The organism is Thermostichus sp. MS-CIW-23 (assembly GCF_054059455.1).
On the sequence record NZ_JBSSCC010000002.1, the window covers coordinates 1 to 16,867 of the forward strand.

At 56.8% G+C, this 16,867-nt stretch carries 17 protein-coding genes and 2 pseudogenes; 9 read left to right on the top strand and 10 right to left on the bottom strand.

Annotated features, from left to right (window positions below):
* The 4 genes and pseudogenes from ACVW0B_RS01085 to ACVW0B_RS01100 form a co-directional block, all read right to left on the bottom strand.
* A pseudogene (locus tag ACVW0B_RS01085) lies at positions 1-146 on the bottom strand (RNA-guided endonuclease TnpB family protein); the annotation flags it as partial.
* Between the two features lie 277 nt (positions 147-423).
* Positions 424-589, bottom strand: a pseudogene (locus tag ACVW0B_RS01090) (RNA-guided endonuclease InsQ/TnpB family protein); the annotation flags it as partial.
* 94 nt (positions 590-683) lie between these two features.
* Complete coding sequence (locus tag ACVW0B_RS01095; RefSeq protein ID WP_414375079.1) at positions 684-1,505, bottom strand: amino acid ABC transporter permease; 822 nt, start codon at positions 1,503-1,505, stop codon at positions 684-686.
* Positions 1,502-2,365 carry an ABC transporter substrate-binding protein gene (locus tag ACVW0B_RS01100; RefSeq protein WP_457490743.1) on the bottom strand — a complete coding sequence of 288 codons (864 nt, stop codon included), beginning with the start codon at positions 2,363-2,365 and terminating at the stop codon, positions 1,502-1,504. Before ACVW0B_RS01100 ends, ACVW0B_RS01095 begins: the two co-directional genes overlap by 4 nt.
* A 428-nt stretch (positions 2,366-2,793) precedes the next feature.
* Between ACVW0B_RS01100 and ACVW0B_RS01105 the strand changes: the two genes are divergently transcribed.
* The 3 genes from ACVW0B_RS01105 to ACVW0B_RS01115 all read left to right on the top strand — a co-directional run bounded on the left by ACVW0B_RS01105 (position 2,794) and on the right by ACVW0B_RS01115 (position 5,178).
* The gene (locus ACVW0B_RS01105) at positions 2,794-3,741 is read left to right on the top strand and encodes a sugar phosphate nucleotidyltransferase (RefSeq protein ID WP_457388961.1); all 948 of its coding nucleotides are present in this window, start codon (positions 2,794-2,796) and stop codon (positions 3,739-3,741) included.
* Positions 3,742-3,790: 49 nt separating this feature from the next.
* The gene (locus ACVW0B_RS01110) at positions 3,791-4,501 is read left to right on the top strand and encodes a class I SAM-dependent methyltransferase (protein WP_414383573.1); all 711 of its coding nucleotides are present in this window, start codon (positions 3,791-3,793) and stop codon (positions 4,499-4,501) included.
* Between the two features lie 134 nt (positions 4,502-4,635).
* Positions 4,636-5,178 (top strand): NYN domain-containing protein, encoded by a 543-nt coding sequence (locus tag ACVW0B_RS01115; protein WP_011429576.1) that lies wholly within the window; start codon positions 4,636-4,638, stop codon positions 5,176-5,178.
* Here the strand turns inward: ACVW0B_RS01115 and ACVW0B_RS01120 are convergent.
* The 3 genes from ACVW0B_RS01120 to ACVW0B_RS01130 form a co-directional block, all read right to left on the bottom strand.
* Positions 5,175-5,402 carry a hypothetical protein gene (locus ACVW0B_RS01120; protein WP_414352028.1) on the bottom strand — a complete coding sequence of 76 codons (228 nt, stop codon included), beginning with the start codon at positions 5,400-5,402 and terminating at the stop codon, positions 5,175-5,177. The genes ACVW0B_RS01115 and ACVW0B_RS01120 overlap by 4 nt on opposite strands.
* Positions 5,403-5,701: 299 nt before the next feature.
* Entirely contained in the window at positions 5,702-6,103 is a 402-nt protein-coding gene (locus tag ACVW0B_RS01125; RefSeq protein WP_011433700.1) for a YraN family protein, read from the bottom strand.
* 23 nt (positions 6,104-6,126) lie between these two features.
* Positions 6,127-6,249, bottom strand: a complete 123-nt coding sequence (locus ACVW0B_RS01130) for a hypothetical protein (protein ID WP_011429573.1) — start codon at positions 6,247-6,249, stop codon at positions 6,127-6,129.
* A 411-nt stretch (positions 6,250-6,660) separates the two neighbouring features.
* Between ACVW0B_RS01130 and ACVW0B_RS01135 the strand changes: the two genes are divergently transcribed.
* Both ACVW0B_RS01135 and ACVW0B_RS01140 read left to right on the top strand, forming a co-directional pair.
* Complete coding sequence (locus ACVW0B_RS01135; protein ID WP_414375085.1) at positions 6,661-7,296, top strand: TMEM165/GDT1 family protein; 636 nt, start codon at positions 6,661-6,663, stop codon at positions 7,294-7,296.
* Positions 7,297-7,372: 76 nt separating this feature from the next.
* A complete protein-coding gene (locus ACVW0B_RS01140; protein ID WP_457490744.1) occupies positions 7,373-8,566 on the top strand; it encodes an RNA-guided endonuclease InsQ/TnpB family protein in 1,194 nt (397 codons plus the stop codon).
* An 18-nt stretch (positions 8,567-8,584) separates the two neighbouring features.
* Here the strand turns inward: ACVW0B_RS01140 and ACVW0B_RS01145 are convergent, their stop codons facing one another.
* The 3 genes from ACVW0B_RS01145 to mgtE all read right to left on the bottom strand — a co-directional run bounded on the left by ACVW0B_RS01145 (position 8,585) and on the right by mgtE (position 11,089).
* Positions 8,585-9,286, bottom strand: coding sequence for an MgtC/SapB family protein (locus ACVW0B_RS01145; protein WP_457490745.1), 702 nt, complete (start codon positions 9,284-9,286; stop codon positions 8,585-8,587).
* Between the two features lie 27 nt (positions 9,287-9,313).
* A complete protein-coding gene (locus tag ACVW0B_RS01150; RefSeq protein ID WP_238376758.1) occupies positions 9,314-9,517 on the bottom strand; it encodes a DUF7219 family protein in 204 nt (67 codons plus the stop codon).
* A 192-nt stretch (positions 9,518-9,709) separates the two neighbouring features.
* Positions 9,710-11,089, bottom strand: a complete 1,380-nt coding sequence (gene mgtE / locus ACVW0B_RS01155; RefSeq protein WP_457440688.1) for a magnesium transporter — start codon at positions 11,087-11,089, stop codon at positions 9,710-9,712.
* Positions 11,090-12,012: 923 nt separating this feature from the next.
* Here mgtE and wecB point away from each other — a divergent pair.
* The 4 genes from wecB (at position 12,013) to ACVW0B_RS01175 (ending at position 16,866) form a co-directional block, all read left to right on the top strand.
* Positions 12,013-13,149: a non-hydrolyzing UDP-N-acetylglucosamine 2-epimerase gene (gene wecB, locus ACVW0B_RS01160; RefSeq protein ID WP_414343264.1), complete on the top strand. Its 1,137-nt coding sequence runs from the start codon at positions 12,013-12,015 to the stop codon at positions 13,147-13,149.
* A gap of 178 nt (positions 13,150-13,327) precedes the next feature.
* The gene (locus ACVW0B_RS01165) at positions 13,328-13,903 is read left to right on the top strand and encodes an ureidoglycolate lyase (RefSeq protein WP_041437468.1); all 576 of its coding nucleotides are present in this window, start codon (positions 13,328-13,330) and stop codon (positions 13,901-13,903) included.
* 794 nt (positions 13,904-14,697) lie between these two features.
* Complete coding sequence (gene ftsZ, locus ACVW0B_RS01170; protein ID WP_414350014.1) at positions 14,698-15,819, top strand: cell division protein FtsZ; 1,122 nt, start codon at positions 14,698-14,700, stop codon at positions 15,817-15,819.
* Between the two features lie 69 nt (positions 15,820-15,888).
* Positions 15,889-16,866 (top strand): D-alanine--D-alanine ligase family protein, encoded by a 978-nt coding sequence (locus ACVW0B_RS01175; protein WP_414407460.1) that lies wholly within the window; start codon positions 15,889-15,891, stop codon positions 16,864-16,866.
* Position 16,867: the final 1 nt, after the last annotated feature.

Here is a 16,867-nt window from a genome sequence, read left to right on the forward strand (position 1 = left end):
AGTTTGACTGCGTTGACTACTTTTTCTGGTGTGTTTTGGTTGACCCAGTTCAACGCCTGCACAAAGGCATCCATTGTCGCATCCAACTTTGCGGCCTGGGACTGGGACACCTTGAGTTTGCAAGCTACAGTCAGGGCTTGGGTCATGGTTCTATCATAACTTCCGCATTCCTCCCGACACTGACCCTACGGGTACAGTGCGGGGCTCCTGCGATTTCTAGCTGACGAACAGCTTTAAGTTGCATCGCTTCCTAACTTCCCTCTTCCCCTGGGAGTGGTCGCGGAAGCAGCGCGGAACGCTTGGGGAGTGTCCCAATCCAGTTTGGAATGGCTATGGCTTGCATGGCGAAGCCATACACTGTTGCCCAGGGCTGCAGCGATTGCATCCTGCTCGTTGCCAAACAGAATGGCAGTATCCCGCAAAGCTCTGATCTCTGACGCTGCGAAACTTCGGGTCTTTGCTCTCTCGAAAGGCCAACCCTGCCTCTTGAATGGCGTTCCGCTTGAGGTGGCAGGGATCCTCTTTCACCCACTGCGGCAGGTCAGTGCAGGATGATGTCCCCCAGCTTTCTGGCTGTTTTTGGAGCCCCCTGCTATCGCGAACGGCACAGCCGGTCTTTGTGGGCAACCACAAACGTATGCAAGCAGACACCAAAGTAATGGCCGGATTAGAGTCAGGCTCCTCTAGCGGGCCAGGTACCGTTCCAAGCGTCCCTGGAAAAATGACAAGATTAACGTCAGCAGCCAGTACCACAGCGCTGCCACCACCAAAGCCTCAAAAAAATGTTGGCGCGGCAAACCTGCCTGTCGAGCCCGGCCCATCAACTCCTGCAAAGCAATGGCGCTGGCCAGGGCAGTGTCTTTCTGCATGGCGATGAATTGGTTGCCAATGTCCGGTAAGACAATTCGAAAAGCTTGCGGCAGAACAATGCACCATAGGGTTTGCCAAGGCTTAAGCCCTAGGGCATAGGCGGCTTCCCGCTGCCCGACGGGAATGGCTTGGATCCCGGCCCGGAAGATCTCGCTCATGTAGGCGCCATAGTTCAGGCTCAAGGCCAGCACTGCCGAAGTGAACGAGCCGAACACCAGGCCCAGTTGCGGCAAAGCCTGGTAGATGAACAAAAACTGCAGAAATAGAGGTGTGCCTCGCATCAACGAGACATAGAGAGCGGAGAGGCTGCTCAGAGGGGCAATCTGGGAGAGGCCCGCCAGTGCCGACAAAAAGGCCAAGGTGGTAGCGCAGAGGATGGAGACCAAGGACAGTTGAAAAGTAGTGCCCACCCCTTGCGAGATGAACCACCACCACTCGCGCACAAAGTTGCCGTTGAGACGCAAGGTACGGATGGGGATCCCGGCCAACTCCAACTGTACCCCGCTGAAGGTGAACACCAACAACAGCAGCCATAAAACCAACCACAACCCCTGGGCCACCGGGAACGGGATCCCTTTTCGAATCCGGGGCGGTGGGTAAATGGGCTGCTCCAGTGGGATAGAGTCTTTGCTCACTCAGCTTTTTTCGTCAGATCAACGCCGTAATACCGCTTTGAGAGAGCCGTCAGCGTGCCGTCCGCATGCATGGATTCTAAGATTTCGTTGATTTTGGCTTGCAAGCTCTCGGAAGGGGCAGGGCTGGAGCGATCCAAGGCCACAGCCAAGGCTTCATAGTAGACCGGATCCCCCAGAGTTTTCAGGGGCAGTCCTTCCCGAATGGCGTTTTCAGCCGTCGGCAAAGCTGTCAAGACTGCATCCAGGCGGGTGCCATCCCCCAGTGCCAAATCCTGCAGAGCCAGGCTATCGGTGTCGTAGATGCGAATGTCCACCCGCGGGGCCGGAACTTGGATGGTCTCTCCTTCCAGAGTGAGGTTGCCCTCCAGGTAAGCTTGGTAGGTGGTGGCGGTGCCCACCCCAACTCGCTTTCCTTCCAAGGCGGCGATATCGGTCAGGGTCGAGGCTTGGTGGACCACGAAGCTGGCGGGGGTGTAGTAGTAGGGAATGGTAAACAGCAGAGCTTTCTGGCGCTCGGCAGTCACGGTCATCGACCCGACATTGACATCCCAGCGGCCATTCCAAGATCCGGCGGTGATGACATCGAAGTTGATATCCAGAAACTCAGCCTCTACCCCCAAGCGCTTGGCGATCTCGCGCGCCACATCCACGTCAAATCCTTCCCAACTGCCGTCGGGATTGAGGTAGCTCTGAGGCCGGTAATTGGAGTCGGTGGAAATCCGGAGCACCCCCCGCTCTTGAACTTGAGCCAACAAATCGCTACCTTGGGCCAGCAGGGATCCCTGGTGTGTGCCTAGAGCCCAGCATCCGGCCAGGGTCAAGCAAAGGGCTTGTAGGGATCGGCGTCGAGAAACAGACATCGGCAAAACCTCAGATGAAGGTGAAGGGCAAACCCATTGGAATCCATCCAAGCTATCCAAGGCTGTCACAATTCCCGTTGCAAGGTAGTATCACCTGACACTGCCGCTTTGGGTGGCTATTCCCGACTGGGGCGAGCGGGTCGCAATTCTCCAAACATGCTCTAAAAAAGGCAAATCAACTGTCTCAGGATTGAGCTTATGAATCCCAATTGAGATTGAAATATCTCCTCCAGAAAGGCATCCCCTGAGACTTGCGATCAAGACTCGTGCTGTGTTGCCCGGGGGGGCAATCCGTATCCCTCTGTGGGCAACGGAGAATCGACGTTCTGGGTAGCAGAAAACATTTGGCTCGACCCAATGGATCCCCGTTAGCAATTGGGCGGAGAGGATGTCAATATCTTTGGAAGAGAACGGGGTTGAGGGTGGTTATGCAAGCGGTGATCTTGGCGGGTGGGAAAGGAACTCGTTTACGGCCCTTTACCTTTTTGCAGCCTAAGCCTTTGTTGCCCCTTTTGGATGTGCCCTTTTTGGAGTGGCTGATCGGGCGCTGCCGCCGAGCCGGCCTGACAGATATTTTGCTCAGCGTGGGTTATCTGGGCCAACAAATTGAGGCTGCTCTGGGAGATGGCTCTGCTTTGGGGGTGAAGCTCCGCTACATTCCTGAAGAGACGCCTTTGGATACGGCGGGAGCCTTGGTGCTGGCTCAGCCCTATTTCACCGGGGATCCCTTGGTGGTTTTCAATGCAGACATCCTCACGGATCTGGATTTGCAGGCGTTGATGCAATGTCATGTGCAGAGCAAGGCCATTGCCACCCTCACCCTCGCCCGCGTGGAAGATATCACCGCCTATGGCCTGGTGGAAGTTGGGGAAGGGGGCCAGATCCAATCTTTTCGGGAAAAACCCACCCCTGCAGAAGCCCTCACCCTCACCACCGACACGATCAACGCCGGCACCTATGTCTTGGATCCGGCCATTTTTAAAGACTACCCCAGTGGGGATCCCCTCAGCTTTGAGCGGCGTGTCTTCCCCGATCTGCTCAGGCAAGGGCACCGGCTGCAAGCTTATCTCCACGCAGGCTACTGGCGGGATCTGGGCACGCCGGCCAGCTACTACCACGGCCAACTGGACATTCTCCTGGGTCGAATGACGGATTTTCCCTTAGAAAATGTGCAGCAACAGGCGCCGGGGATATGGGTGCACAAAACGGCTGAGATCCATCCCAGCGCTCAACTGCACGCCCCCTGCTACATTGGCGCCCACACCCGGCTGGGATCCCAAGCTCAGATTCCAGCAGGCACCATCCTCGGCAGCCACAGCTGGGTAAATGGATCCCTGCAGCCGGGAGCCTACGGGCCGAGAGTCCTGGTAGTGTAGGTTAAGTGCAAGTTAAGTTCACGACCATCCAGGACAAAGCCATCAACAGATGGAGTTACCACAAACTGGGGAACGCTGGGATCCCTACCTTGCCTCTGTGGCTGCTCGCTTTAATCGGGAGCTGGAAATTCAACTGGGTCGGCCAGGTTGGCAACTTCCCCCAGACCTGGAGCAACTGCCTTTTTGGCAAGCCCAGCAGCGGGATCACCTGCAAGAGCGCCTCGGGATCCCCTTTTGGCAACTGCGTGCCCCCAAAAAACGGGAAGCCTGTTTGGATTTGGGCTGTGGGGTAAGCTTCCTGACCTATCCCTGGAACGATTGGCAAGCCTACTTTTACGGCCATGAGCTGAGCGGTGAGATTGTGCGCTTTATTCGCTCGCGGGCACCCCAGCTTAACTCCAAGCTGTTCAAGTCAATGCAACAGGGATCCGCCCACCATTTGGAAAACTACGAGTCGGAGCAATTTGATCTGGCCATTGCCACCGGATTTTTGTACTACTACCCGATTGAGTACTTCGACGCGGTTTGGGCAGAGTTGATGCGAGTGTTGCGACCGGCTGCACCTGTGATTATTGAAGTGGTCAATCCCGACTCGGTGTGGGCGGAACAATGGGGCCTCATCGAGCTATTCAAAGGCACCGAACCGATTTTCACCCCCCTAACGGAGTGGGAGCGGCGCATCGCAGCCTTGGGGGGCAAAATTCAGAAACAGGCCAGTGGCGAACTGTTCACCACCTATTGGATTCAGCGCAGACCGTGATCTGCTCACAACCGGGAAAGTATCGGAGCATTCGGAGTAGTGGGGTAACCTTTAAGGCTGGGTACTAAGATTAAAAATAAGATAAAGATTAAGATTAAGAAGTGTGATCCCGGACAAGGGATCCACCGCCATCCATGCAAGCCTCCTCTCCCACCTTCCTCTTGGTTGATGGCTACAACATCATCGGAGCTTGGCCCACCCTGAGCCAGTTGGCGCGTCGCTCCCTGATGGAATTGGCCCGTCTGCGCTTGGTGGAATCTTTGGCCAACTATGTGGCCTTCCGGGGCTACCAGGCGACCGTGGTGTACGATGCCTACGCCCAACCCACTCCAGCCCGGCAAGAGCGCTCCCCTTCGGGTATCGAGATCCTGTATACCTCCTATGGCGAGACCGCCGACAGTTGTATTGAACGGCTGTGTGCCCAGTTGCAGAGGGATGGGTGTCGGGTACGGGTGGCTACCTCCGATCGTGTCCAGCAGTTGGTGATTGGCGGCTACAACGCCGAATGGGTCTCGGCAGAACAACTGTGGGATGAAGTGCAGCAGGCCCAGCAGCAGATCCGGCGCGTCCAACCAAAACGGCTATCGAGCAAGCGGGGCATTGATGCCTACTTGGATGCAGATACTCTCTCGCGCCTAAACCGCTGGCGGCTGTCCGGCCAAGATCCCATGCGCTAAATGCCATCGTAGGGAACGGTGGGAGCTCCATACCAAAGATGCTCTTCATCTGGCGAGGCAGTGGGCAACTGCTCCTGTGAAGGATCCGCCGGAGCCAGCTCCCGCTCATCCACCAACACCAGCACCCGCACAACTCGATTTTTGGGCAATTGTTCCTGCGCCTTCATGGGCAAGATCAGTTGACCTTGGCTGTCGGTACGAGCCCAGAACTCATGCGCTTTCATGCTGTTTCCCAAAATCATGAGCCAATGAAGGGATCCCCAGGCCGGATCTTAGTGAGGATGATGAATGACCCCAGAAAGCTCCATCTGTTCTTTGTATTCAGATGAGTCGGAGAGGCTGGCCCAGCTTTATAGTTATTTTGATTCAAACTAGGACACTCTAGGACACTGCGTCAGGGTTGTGGAGCAATAGCGTTGCGGAGCAATAATGCGCGGGGCTAGAGGGCTTGTCTCAGCAGCCCAGGCATCTCACCTAACCTGAAACGGCCATAAACTCCCACAGCATCTCGGATAAGCTTGCCTCAACAAATCTCAAAAGCCGCTGGCAGGTAATCAACCAAAGCATAGCTTACCCCTTCCCTGGAGGCCCGACGTTCTATCAACGCGACATCAAAACGGCAGGACAACTCGGAGAGGTGGGGATGCTGGCTCAAGAAGGCCTGGGCAGCCCGGATCAAGCGTCGCTGCTTGGGGATCCCAACCGCCAAAAGCCCGCCTCGATCCCAGCTACCGGGGCTACGGGTTTTCACCTCTACGAAAATCAGCACATCAGCTTTGTGGGCAACCAGATCCAGCTCGCCCCAAGGGCAGCGCCACCGCTGGGCCAGGATCTGCCAGCCCTGCTGACAGAGATATTGCCGCACCCAGCCCTCGCCGACGTTGCCTGTATTCTGGAGGGAAGCCCTTCTGGGCAAGGGATCCATAAAAAAATCACCAGCGCCCGGCTCTAATGAGCAGATCCATTGCCGTGATACTTGTCGGTGTCGTAAAAGCCGTTGCGGGTGCCGAAGTAGAAACTTGCCAGAGAGAGGACAAGAGCAACCCCCACCAAGACTAACTTTGCATCCACGTGGTTTTCCCCTGATTTTCTCCTCAACCGTGATCATAATAGCCTGCCGCTCCTTCACAATCCTCTGGTAAGCGATGCGCGGCACTGATATCGGCCAAGGCACAGCAAGTCTTGGGGGATCTCATTGGAGAGCTTTTCTTGAATGCTTGAATGAATGACTCCCACTGGGAGCTCAGCATGCTACCATTCAGACGGAAAGGGAGTAGTCAGGCGGCTTACCGCCCTCTGCATCGACATACTGGCTAAAAACAGCCCGGTGCAAGAGACAAAGCAAGCCCGGCAGGCTGCTTTGGTGACGAGACTTTCACTGAGTTCACGCGGAGGTGAGCTTGGTGAGTCCGTCTGACTTTCCCAGCCTTCACCTCTAGGTGTGAACCGATTCCACACACAAGAGAGGTTGGAGGCTAGAAAATGTGGGCCGGTTTTTTATCGAGTTTGCTGCTGGTGACGGTAGCGGAATTTGGGGACAAAACCTTTTTTACCCCCTTGATTTTGGCGATGCGCCACCCACGCCGCTGGGTTTTTCTGGGGACATGGCTGGCTTTAGCGATGATGAACCTGCTAGCGGTAGGAACCGGGCAAGTGCTTTTTAAGCTACTGCCACCCTTGGGCGTGCGGGTGCTATCGGCTGGGGTTTTCGCCGTTTTTGGCTTGAGAATGCTCTGGCAAGCGTGCAGAATGCCACCTCAACAGGCATTACCAGAAGAAGAGGAAGCCCTCAGACAAGTGATGCAGGCAGAAGCAAAAGGAGTTGGCCGCGGGGGGGTTAGGGCCATCGTCTGGGAAGCCTTTAGTTTGATCGCCCTAGCCGAGTTCGGGGATAAAACCCAGATTGCTACCGTTTCCCTAGCCGCCACCCATCCGGGATTCAGTGTCTGGGCGGGGGCAACCCTGGGTCATGGTCTGATGGTAGGGCTGGCGGTGGTGGGAGGTCGTTTTTTAGCAGCTCACATCTCTGAACGCGCCGTGCATTGGGTGGGGGGCGGCTTATTTCTGGTGTTTGCGTTGCTGACCGGTTGGGAGTTGCTGGGATCCGGGATCAGCTAGAAATCGCAGGAGCCCCGCACTGTACCCGTAGGGTCAGTGCCGGGAGGAATGCGCTTTGATGAAGTACAATGAACTTATGAGCCAAGTCCTGACCATATCCTGTAAGCTCAAGGCGTTCCCGTCACAAGCCGCCAAATTGGACGCGACGATGGATGTCTTTGTGCAGGCATTGAACTGGGTCAACCAGAACACGCCGGAGAAGATCGTCAACGCGGTCAAACTGCAATCCCTTTGCTACTACGAGATTCGAGCCCGGTTCGGCTTGTCCAGTAACTTGGCTCAACAGGTGTGCAGACGGGTGGCGGGCGCTCGCAAAGTGGCGAGACAGCGCAACCGTCCGGTTAAAGAGTTCAAGCGTAGGTTCGTTACCTACGATGCACGTATCTTCTCATTTCGCGAGAAAGACTGGACGGTGTCGCTGACCACGGTGGAAGGGCGAGAGCGCTTTGAACTAGCCATTGGCAACTACCAGCGTGGGATGCTGGCTGGTTCCAACCCAAAATCTGCCACCCTGGTCAAGCGGAAAGACGGCTCCTACTACATCCAGATTTGCGTAGAGAAAAACCCGCCCAAGCAACAAGATACCGACAGGGTGATCGGGGTGGACTTGGGCAGGACGGATATCGCCCATACGTCAGAGGGGGACAACTGGAATGGACAGCAGTTGAACCGAATCCGAGACCACTACTCCAAGCTGAGGGCGGCACTCCAACGCAAAGCCAGTAAGGGCACCCGCAGTTCGCGGCGCAGATGCCGTCAACTGTTGCAACGGCTGTCTGGCAAGGAGAGACGCTTTCAGGCGTGGGTCAATCATCGCATCTCCAAAGCTATTGTCTCTAGGGCAAAGGCGACAAATAGCGCTATTGCTCTGGAAGACCTGACAGGGATCCGGGAAAGGGTCAATCAACAGCCACGCAGCAAAGCCGAGCGGCGTAGGACCAACAGTTGGGCGTTTTATCAACTCCGTCAATTTTTGGAGTACAAGGCTCTGCGTGCGGGGGTTGCTCTGATTCTTGTTCCGCCTGCCTACACGTCGCAGACCTGCCACCGGTGTTTGCACATTCATCCCGATCCTGCGCAATCCTACCGCAGTGGCAAGTCGTTCAAGTGTGGGCACTGTGGATGGGAAGGGGATGCGGATTTGAATGGTGCGAATGTGATTGCGCTTTTGGGGGCTGCTGTAAACCAGCCTAGAGGTTCGGGCCTGTTTTGTTCTCTGGTAGGGCAGAGCAGGCTCAGGGCTACTGAAAGCCCGCTCCGTACCGCTTAGCGGTCGGAGTCGGGTAGTTTACCCAAATTCCTGTTCGATGATCCGCCATCGGGCAGTGATCACACCTGGCTCTAGGCTGAGGCGGCTGACGACAAGTTCCAGGGCTTGGTCGTCGCGGGTTTGGGTGACCAGCTCTGCTTCGACTTTGACCAGATCGGGCTTGTCCTCCAGGTCTTCGCTGTAGAGGGCGCGCAGTTTGAGATGGGTGGGAGCTATGCCTTGCAAGAGCAAGGCGCGGATGTGGGCCTCTGCTTGGCTTTTGCAGATGAACGAACACTCATAGACCAGTTCCAGTTCTGTGCCTTTCAAAGGCTGCTGGTTGATGCGGTAGCCCAGTGGACGCAGCACAACGTTGGAGATCAACACAGCTCCGGCCCCAATGGCAGCTTGGGGAATGTACCCCGATCCGGCAAAGGCTCCCACCGCGGCTGCACACCAGATGGTGGCGGCGGTGTTCAGGCCACGGACGCTGGCTCCTTCCTTGAGGATCACGCCACCGGCCAAAAAGCCAATCCCCGATACCACTTGGGCCGCAATACGGGTCGGGCTGCTTTCATCAGGGGTGAGAACCGAGAGCATGACAAACAAAGCTGCACCCGTGGCCACCAAGGTGTTGGTGCGCAAGCCGGCCATACGCTGCCGCCACTGTCGCTCCAGCCCGATCACGGATCCCAGGACAAAGGCAACGGCCAAACGCAAGGTGAAGTCAATCCAGGTCATGCTCCGGTTCTCGTGAAAGGATAAAGTTTAGCCATCCTCATCTGGGATCCCAAGGGCAGTGGCTTCCTGTTGCAAGGTTTGCCAGAGGGCTTCCAGTTGAGCAAAGGCGGATTCTGGGGCCAGCTTACCACCTGTTTCTAAAGCACAGGTTATGCCCACCCGATAGGCATACTGCTGCAGCCGTGACCGAAATTGAGCAGCAGCCAAGGGAGATAGAACTTTCAAGGTCATGGCACACCTCCTAAATGTTTGCTGTAACCCTTCGTTGGTCAAAGGACACCTCGTAAAAGTGCTCTGCGCCGCCGTCGCGATGGCCTTGTGGCGAGACTCTGAAAGGCTGATTTCTCAAGAAGGGCTGGATTATTCGTTCCTGGAACGCGCTTTGCCGGTGAGGTGCCCCCTGGATCCAGCGCCGGCGCAGCCCTAGAGCTCCACTTCAACCCCGACTAGCCAAGCCACCAGGGTGAAATACACCCAGAGGCCGGTGAAGTCTTTAATGGTGGTGATAAAAGGATCCGCTCCCGGAGCGTGGTCAAAGCCCAGCTTTAACATCACCCAGGGCAAAATGGCGCCCAAGATAGCCCCCAAAGTGAGGACAGTGGCCAGAGCCAAGCCCACCGCTAGACCCAATTGTGGGATCCCATTGGGTGCCCCCTGCCAGAAGTAGGCAATCACCCCAGCCGTGGCCCCCAGGATCACACCGATAATGCCACCAATGCTGGCTTCCCGCAGCAAATAGGGGAGAAACTGCCGCACGTTGATGTGGCCCCAAGCCAAGCCACGGGCAAAGATGGTCGTAGATTGGGTACCGACATTACCGCCCATATCCATGACCAAGGGGATGAAAATAGCCGCTGCCGTCACCGCCTCCAACACCTCCTCAAAGGTTTGGATCACTCCCCCCACCACCATGCCGCCAATCAAGGTGATGATTAAAAACGTGATGCGCAGGCGGACGGCATACCAACGGGAGCCTTTAACCAGGCGCTCGCTCCAAACCTTGTCTCGGCTGAGCAAGCTGCCCACCCCTGCTTGGGCCAGAGCAGCATCCGTAGCCTCTTCTTCCACCAAATTGATCACATCTTCAAAAGTGATGTCACCCACCAAGCGTCCTTCACTGTCGACCACCGGAATAGCCGGCAAGCCCGAATCCTTGAGCAAACGAGCTGCCTGGAGATCCCGGTCGGTAACCCGCGCCACAGTATCAACCCCTTCAATCAGCTCCCGAATCGGTAGGTCGGGATCCGCCTTCACCAGCCGCACAGTGCGGATGAGACCCTTGTAGAACCGCTGATCGTCCACCACAAAAATCACATCCAGCTCATCGTCTCCCAGTTGAGAGTCCCGCACGCTGGCCAGAGCAGCCCCGACGGTGAGGGTATCTCGTACCGACAAGTAGCGCAGGTTCATCAGCCGACCGGCACTGCGCTCTGGATAACCCAGCAAGATATTCACTGCTTCCCGAGCTTCTGGGCTGAGGTTGGCAATGAGGCGCTTGGTTACTTTGGCCGGCAACTCCTCAAACAGACGTACCCGCTCATCCGGAGGTAAGGCTTCTACCAGCCGGATCACTTCTGGGCTTTCCATGCTGCGAATGAGATCGGCCTGCTCTTCGGGCCGTAGATACTCAAACACTGCAATGGCTTTGTCTTTTTCCAGCAAGCGGAAAGCCAAAACCCGCTGCCGAGGTGAAATCTCCATCAACTGCTGCACCAGCTCGGCAATGGGAGCGCGGTTGGCCTCTCGCTTGGCGGCTTCCAAGGAAGCAGGGGTTAGGAGATCGCGAAGAATGTTGTGCCGCATGATAAACCTCCGAACGTTGGGGTCAGCCGGGATGAAGAGAACCAGGAGGTCAACAGCCAACCGGTGCTCCGAGGCTCACAGGGAAGCCCTGAAACCCTTGGATGGCCGCGCAGCAAGCCGTAGGTCTAGCGCCAGGCCTCCAAGCCCAGCTTGGATCGCAAGCGCCCAAGCCGATAAAAGGGACTCCAAGGGATCCCCAGGCCTGCGGAAACCCCAAAACCCACAACGGGAAAGTCAAGGGGAATCCCCTCGGAATTACTCCTGATCTCCCCTTTTCTGAACAGGGCTGCACAAACCCATTGCTCAGGTAAGGCTCTGCTCAGCTCATCTGTTCGTCGCCGACTGAGAGAGCCACCCAAGTCAAAAGCTAGCCGGGAAAACTCTCCCACCCCTTCGCGTTGGCGAAACGGGATCCTCTCAAGCGACGACAGAAGCTGTCAGCGGGGAAAAAGAAGACACCAGTAAGAGCCCAATCTTCAAGAACGTGCTCCTCGAAGACCATCCACTGGTGGCTGGCGCTACAACTACCGGAAGCGTCCATGCTGTTGAACGTTTTCCTCCAAAAAGGTTAACCGAAACAACCCGGACAGCCAGAAGAGGATCTCTTCAGCTCCCTTTAGGCTAGTTGCAGGAGTGGGATCCCGTCAACCCTTTTTCTCCAGCTCATCCGGTGAACAATCGGCGGGGCAGCTGGAGGGGTAAGATCGGGGTGAGCAGCAATAGCCCCCTTGTGGTTCCTCTCGTCTCGACATTGCCCTCAGCCTGACTCAGCAGAGTCTACATCTCGGTGGCTTGCGACCTTGAGCAACCCACGCCCTTCGCCGCCTCTGTTTTGTTAGTGGTTTTTGTTAGTGGTTTGTTGGTGGCCTTGCTTCAATGAGCTGCGCTTCCCATCTCCTACAGGTGCCGATGTCCTTGAGCTTATGGCCTCTCTTCCCCTCGTTGCCGTGATCTTGGGCACACGGCCCGAAGCCATTAAGCTGGCCCCGGTGATCCAAGCTCTGCGTGCCAGTCCCCATCTGCGCACCGAGCTGATCTTGACCGGACAACACCGGGAAATGGTGGATCAGGTGATGCGGCTATTCGGTCTGCAAGCGGATCGGGATCTGGCGATCATGCGCCCCCGCCAAAGCTTGACAGACATCACCGAAGCCACCTTGCGGGGCCTAGAACTCTACTTTCAAGAGCAACATCCTCAACTGGTTTTGGTGCAGGGAGATACCACCACCGCCTTTGCGGCTGCCTTGGCAGCTTTTTACCACCGGATCCCGGTCGGGCATGTGGAAGCCGGACTGCGCACCGATGATCTCTACAATCCTTTCCCCGAAGAGGCCAATCGCCGCCTGATCTCCCAGTTGGCCAGCCTGCACTTTGCCCCTACCCCCCAAGCCGTTGACAACCTGAAGCGAAGCCACGTGGTGGGATCCATCCATTGCACCGGCAACACCGTCATCGACGCCCTACTGCAAGTGGCCTCCCAAGGGATCCCCTGCCCCATTCCCGGGCTGGACTGGCAGCGCTACCGTGTCCTGTTGGTTACCGTGCACCGGCGGGAAAATTGGGGGGATCCCCTAACCGCCATCGGCAAGGCTCTGCTGCAGATCTTGGCCGAGTTTCCCGATACCGCCCTTCTTTTGCCCCTCCATCCCAACCCCTTGGTGCGGGATCCCCTGCAAGCCCTGTTGGGATCCCATGAGCGGGCTTTTCTCACTGAGCCTCTGGACTATCCCCTCTGGGTGAGCGCCATGCAGCGCTGTACCCTCATCCTCAGCGACTCCGGCGGCATTCAAGAAGAGGCCCCTGCCCTGGGCAAACCGGTGCTGGTGCTGCGGCAGACCACCGAACGTCCTGAAGCGATTGCTGCCGGCACCGCCCGCCTGGTAGGCACACACCCCGAAAAGATCCTGAAGGCAGCCCGAGAATTGCTCACAGACCCACAAGCCTATGCCCGCATGGCCCAAGCCCAAAACCCCTTTGGCGATGGCACTGCCGCCCGGCAAATTCGCCACATCATCGAGCGGTGGTTTAACCCGCAAAGCCCTCGAGAAGAACAAAGTTAAGAATTAAAAGTTAAGAATTAAATAAGAATCAAAGATGTATAGACCGTTACTGGGAAAACCGTTTCTTTACCTATTGCTCTCAATAAGACAATTAATCTCAATAAGACAATTAATTAAGATAGAAAGCCTGACTCCAATCCAATTGACCCCAGTCCAATCAAGAGCGAGGATGCAAACCATGAGCACGACTGCAACTGCCACCACCGTTGTCCGGGTGCCGATTGTGGATGCCACCCCAGAAAATGTGCAACCCTTCGGCCAACTTATAGGGGACGATGTGGCCAATCCTGGGCTGGGGATCCCCTTTTATCAGGGGCGTGTCCTGGAAGGACAAAACATCGACTTTCAATACACCGGCAGAGCCGTTATCCGTACGGCTAAGATCCTGCCCGGATATCCACCTGTGCTCTGGCTGGAGCGCCACATGCGTATGACCCAGTTGTTTGTCGGCCTGGGGCAAGAGCCGTTCATCATGGTGATGGCTCCTCCCAACCATCCCAAAGCAGCTCCCGATCTCGACAAAGTACAAGCCCTGCGATTCCCTGCCGGGCATGGGCTGCTGCTGCACCTCGGCACGTGGCACGATTTCCCCATTGCCTGCGAGCGCCCCGTTGTGGTGCTAACCGCCAACTCCGAAGAAGTGGTGGAAGCCCTGGCCAGCATGGAAGATGCCCACGAAATGAATCAGGGAGATGTATTCAAAATTTCCCTCCCCCAACGGCTAAAAGCGGAGATCCACCTAGAGCTGGTGTAAACTACCCGACATCAACCGCTAGGCGGTACGGAGCGGGCTTTTAGTAGCCCTGCAGTTGGCAAGCCAACCACGAGCCTCTGGGGTGGTTTACAGCACCCCCAATCGACCGTTACCAGTGCCTTAAACAACCATTTCTGGTGTCCGCAGCATTATTATAGCATTCCTCCCGACATCGACCCTACGGGTACAGTGCGGGGCTCCTGCAATTTCTAGCTGAATGCAAGTCCGGATCCCTGAATCTCTACAGGATGCCAAAGCCTCAGTTCTACAAAGTGGCGCTCTATCAGCCTTTGGCTGGATAGGGGACTCTTCGCCTTAACTGGGCCTTAACTAGGGCCAGACTCTTGTACCGAAACCTCCCTTTGGACCCTTCTTCCCCTGCAAGGGTCTAAGTATTCGAGAACACCTATTCTTACACACAAAAGCTTCGAGACAAGTTCAGAGAGAAATGCCTCTAGGCAAGAAAGGCTACCTGAGATTCTGCCGACAGGCGTCTTTAGGAGTGCCGTATTCAGCGGGAAGATTCACAAACGTCGGCAGCGTTGGCATCTGGAGGGAGTTGCTCTATATTAAATCAGCTAGCATATTCGATATTTGCCAGAATTTAAGTTATTGTGAGAGCTGACATGCCATCCAATTGGTCAGACATCCATCCTCTCAATCCTGGGCAAGGGTTGGGTTCAGCCCAGTCTGCGCCTTCCCATTGGAATGAGCGCCACAGGGGAGAAGGCTCTCATGCCGAGTATGAGAGGAACGGATCTCAGACCAGAGCGGCGGATTGTCCAGAGGACTTCATGCCGAGCAAGACCGCAAACGCAAAGATTAAGGTAGTAGGCGTGGGGGGTGGGGGTGGCAACGCGGTCAGTCGGATGGCGGCCAGCAACCTTGTGGGCGTCGAGTTTTGGAGCGTCAACACCGATGCGCAGGCCCTTGCCCAGTCCTCGGCAGTGAACCGCTTGCAAATTGGGCAGAAGCTGACTCGAGGCTTGGGTGCAGGTGGTAACCCGGCCATTGGCCAGAAAGCGGCAGAAGAATCCAGCGAAGAAATATCGGCAGCCATCAAAGGGGCAGATCTGGTCTTCATTGCCGCCGGCATGGGGGGAGGCACGGGCACGGGTGGAGCACCCGTCATCGCCCAAATTGCCAAAGCCAGTGGTGCCCTGACGGTGGGAGTGGTGACACGGCCTTTTTCCTTTGAGGGCAAACGCCGCAGCAAGCAGGCCGAGGAAGGGATCCAAGCGCTGCGGGAGGCAGTTGATACCCTGATTGTAATTCCCAATGACAAGTTGCTTTCGGTGATCTCCGAGCAAACCCCTGTCCAAGAGGCTTTTCGCGTTGCTGATGATGTGCTGCGGCAGGGGGTGCAGGGCATCTCGGATATCATTCTCATTCCCGGCATGATCAATGTGGATTTTGCCGATGTGCGCAGCGTGATGGCCGATGCCGGCTCTGCCTTGATGGGAATTGGCATGGGATCCGGCAAGTCCCGCGCCCGCGAAGCCGCCATTACCGCTGTATCTTCGCCGCTTTTGGAAACCTCCATCGAAGGGGCTAAAGGTGTCCTCTTCAACATTACCGGTGGGCCGGATTTGTCCTTGCATGAGGTCACGGTGGCTGCCGAGATCATCGCCGAGGCAGTGGATCCCGAGGCCAACATCATCTTCGGCACCGTCCAAGACGAGCGCATGCAGGGGGAAGTGCGCATCACGGTCATCGCCACCGGTTTCCAAGAGAAAGCCCGTCCAGCCGCCATCCCTGCTGCAACCAAAGTTTCTGCCTCCAACAAGTCGGGGGTTCCTAAGCCCACTCCCACGGGCTCTGGGCTGCCGCCTCGACAGCCTCCGGAGCCTGAGCCGCCGATGTCTGGAGGCTTAGATATTCCCGAGTTCTTGCGCCGCCGACGGCCCCCTTCGTAGGGTAGGGTGAAGGTATGCTGGTATCTTGGTGCCGGTTGTTGAGGGTGGGGAGTGCTTTGGGGTTAGGCCATGAACATTGTTGTCTTGGCGGGGGGGCGTTCGGCAGAACGTCAAGTCTCTTGGGTAACGGGTAAAGCCTGCAAACGGGCTTTGGAGGACCTGGGCCATCGGGTCAAGGTAATCGACCCAGATGAGGATCTGCCTCTGCGCCTTTGGCAGGAACGGCAAGCCGGCTGCGACTTCGTTTGGATTGCCTTGCATGGCCCCGGTGGCGAGGATGGGGTGGTACAGGGAATGCTGGACTGGCTGGGCCTGCCCTACCAGGGATCCGGGCCGCTGGCCAGTGCTCTGGCCATGGATAAGCTGGTCTCCAAGCAGATCTTTCGCGCCGCGGGGATCCCTACCCCCGATTGGCAGGTTTGGGACGACCAAAGCCCCCTCACTTGGGCTGACTGTGCGGCAGAGTTGGGATCCCCACTGGTGATTAAGCCCAGCAACAACGGCTCGACGGTGGGCATCAGCATTGTCCGGGATGAGAGGTCATTTGCTCAGGGGCTGGAGTTGGCCCGCTCAGTCTCGTCGCGGATTTTTCTGGAGCGCTATGTTCCCGGAAAGGAGATCACCCTCTCGATCTTGTCCGGCCAAGTTCTTCCGGCCATTGAGATCATCCCCGCCCAAGGCGACTTCTACGACTACGAAGCCAAGTACGCACCCGGTGGCTCGCGGCATTTGATCCCCTGTTCCCTCAGCCCGGCAGGGTTGGCCCGCTGTGAGGCGGCAGGTCTGAAGGCCTACCAGGCGTTGGGGTGCGAAGGCTTGGCGCGGGTGGATCTGCGGGTGGATCCCGAGGAAAATCCTTGGGTGTTGGAGGTGAATACACTGCCCGGCATGACCCCCACTTCCCTCTGTCCCGATGCGGCGGCAGCTCTGGGGTGGACGTTCACCGAGTTGGTGGAGCGGATGCTGCAGGATGCCTTGCAAAAAGCCCAATTGACCGGATCCCGGCATCCTCAAAGTTCATCGGCGACTCTCGGCAACGCTCCCTGAG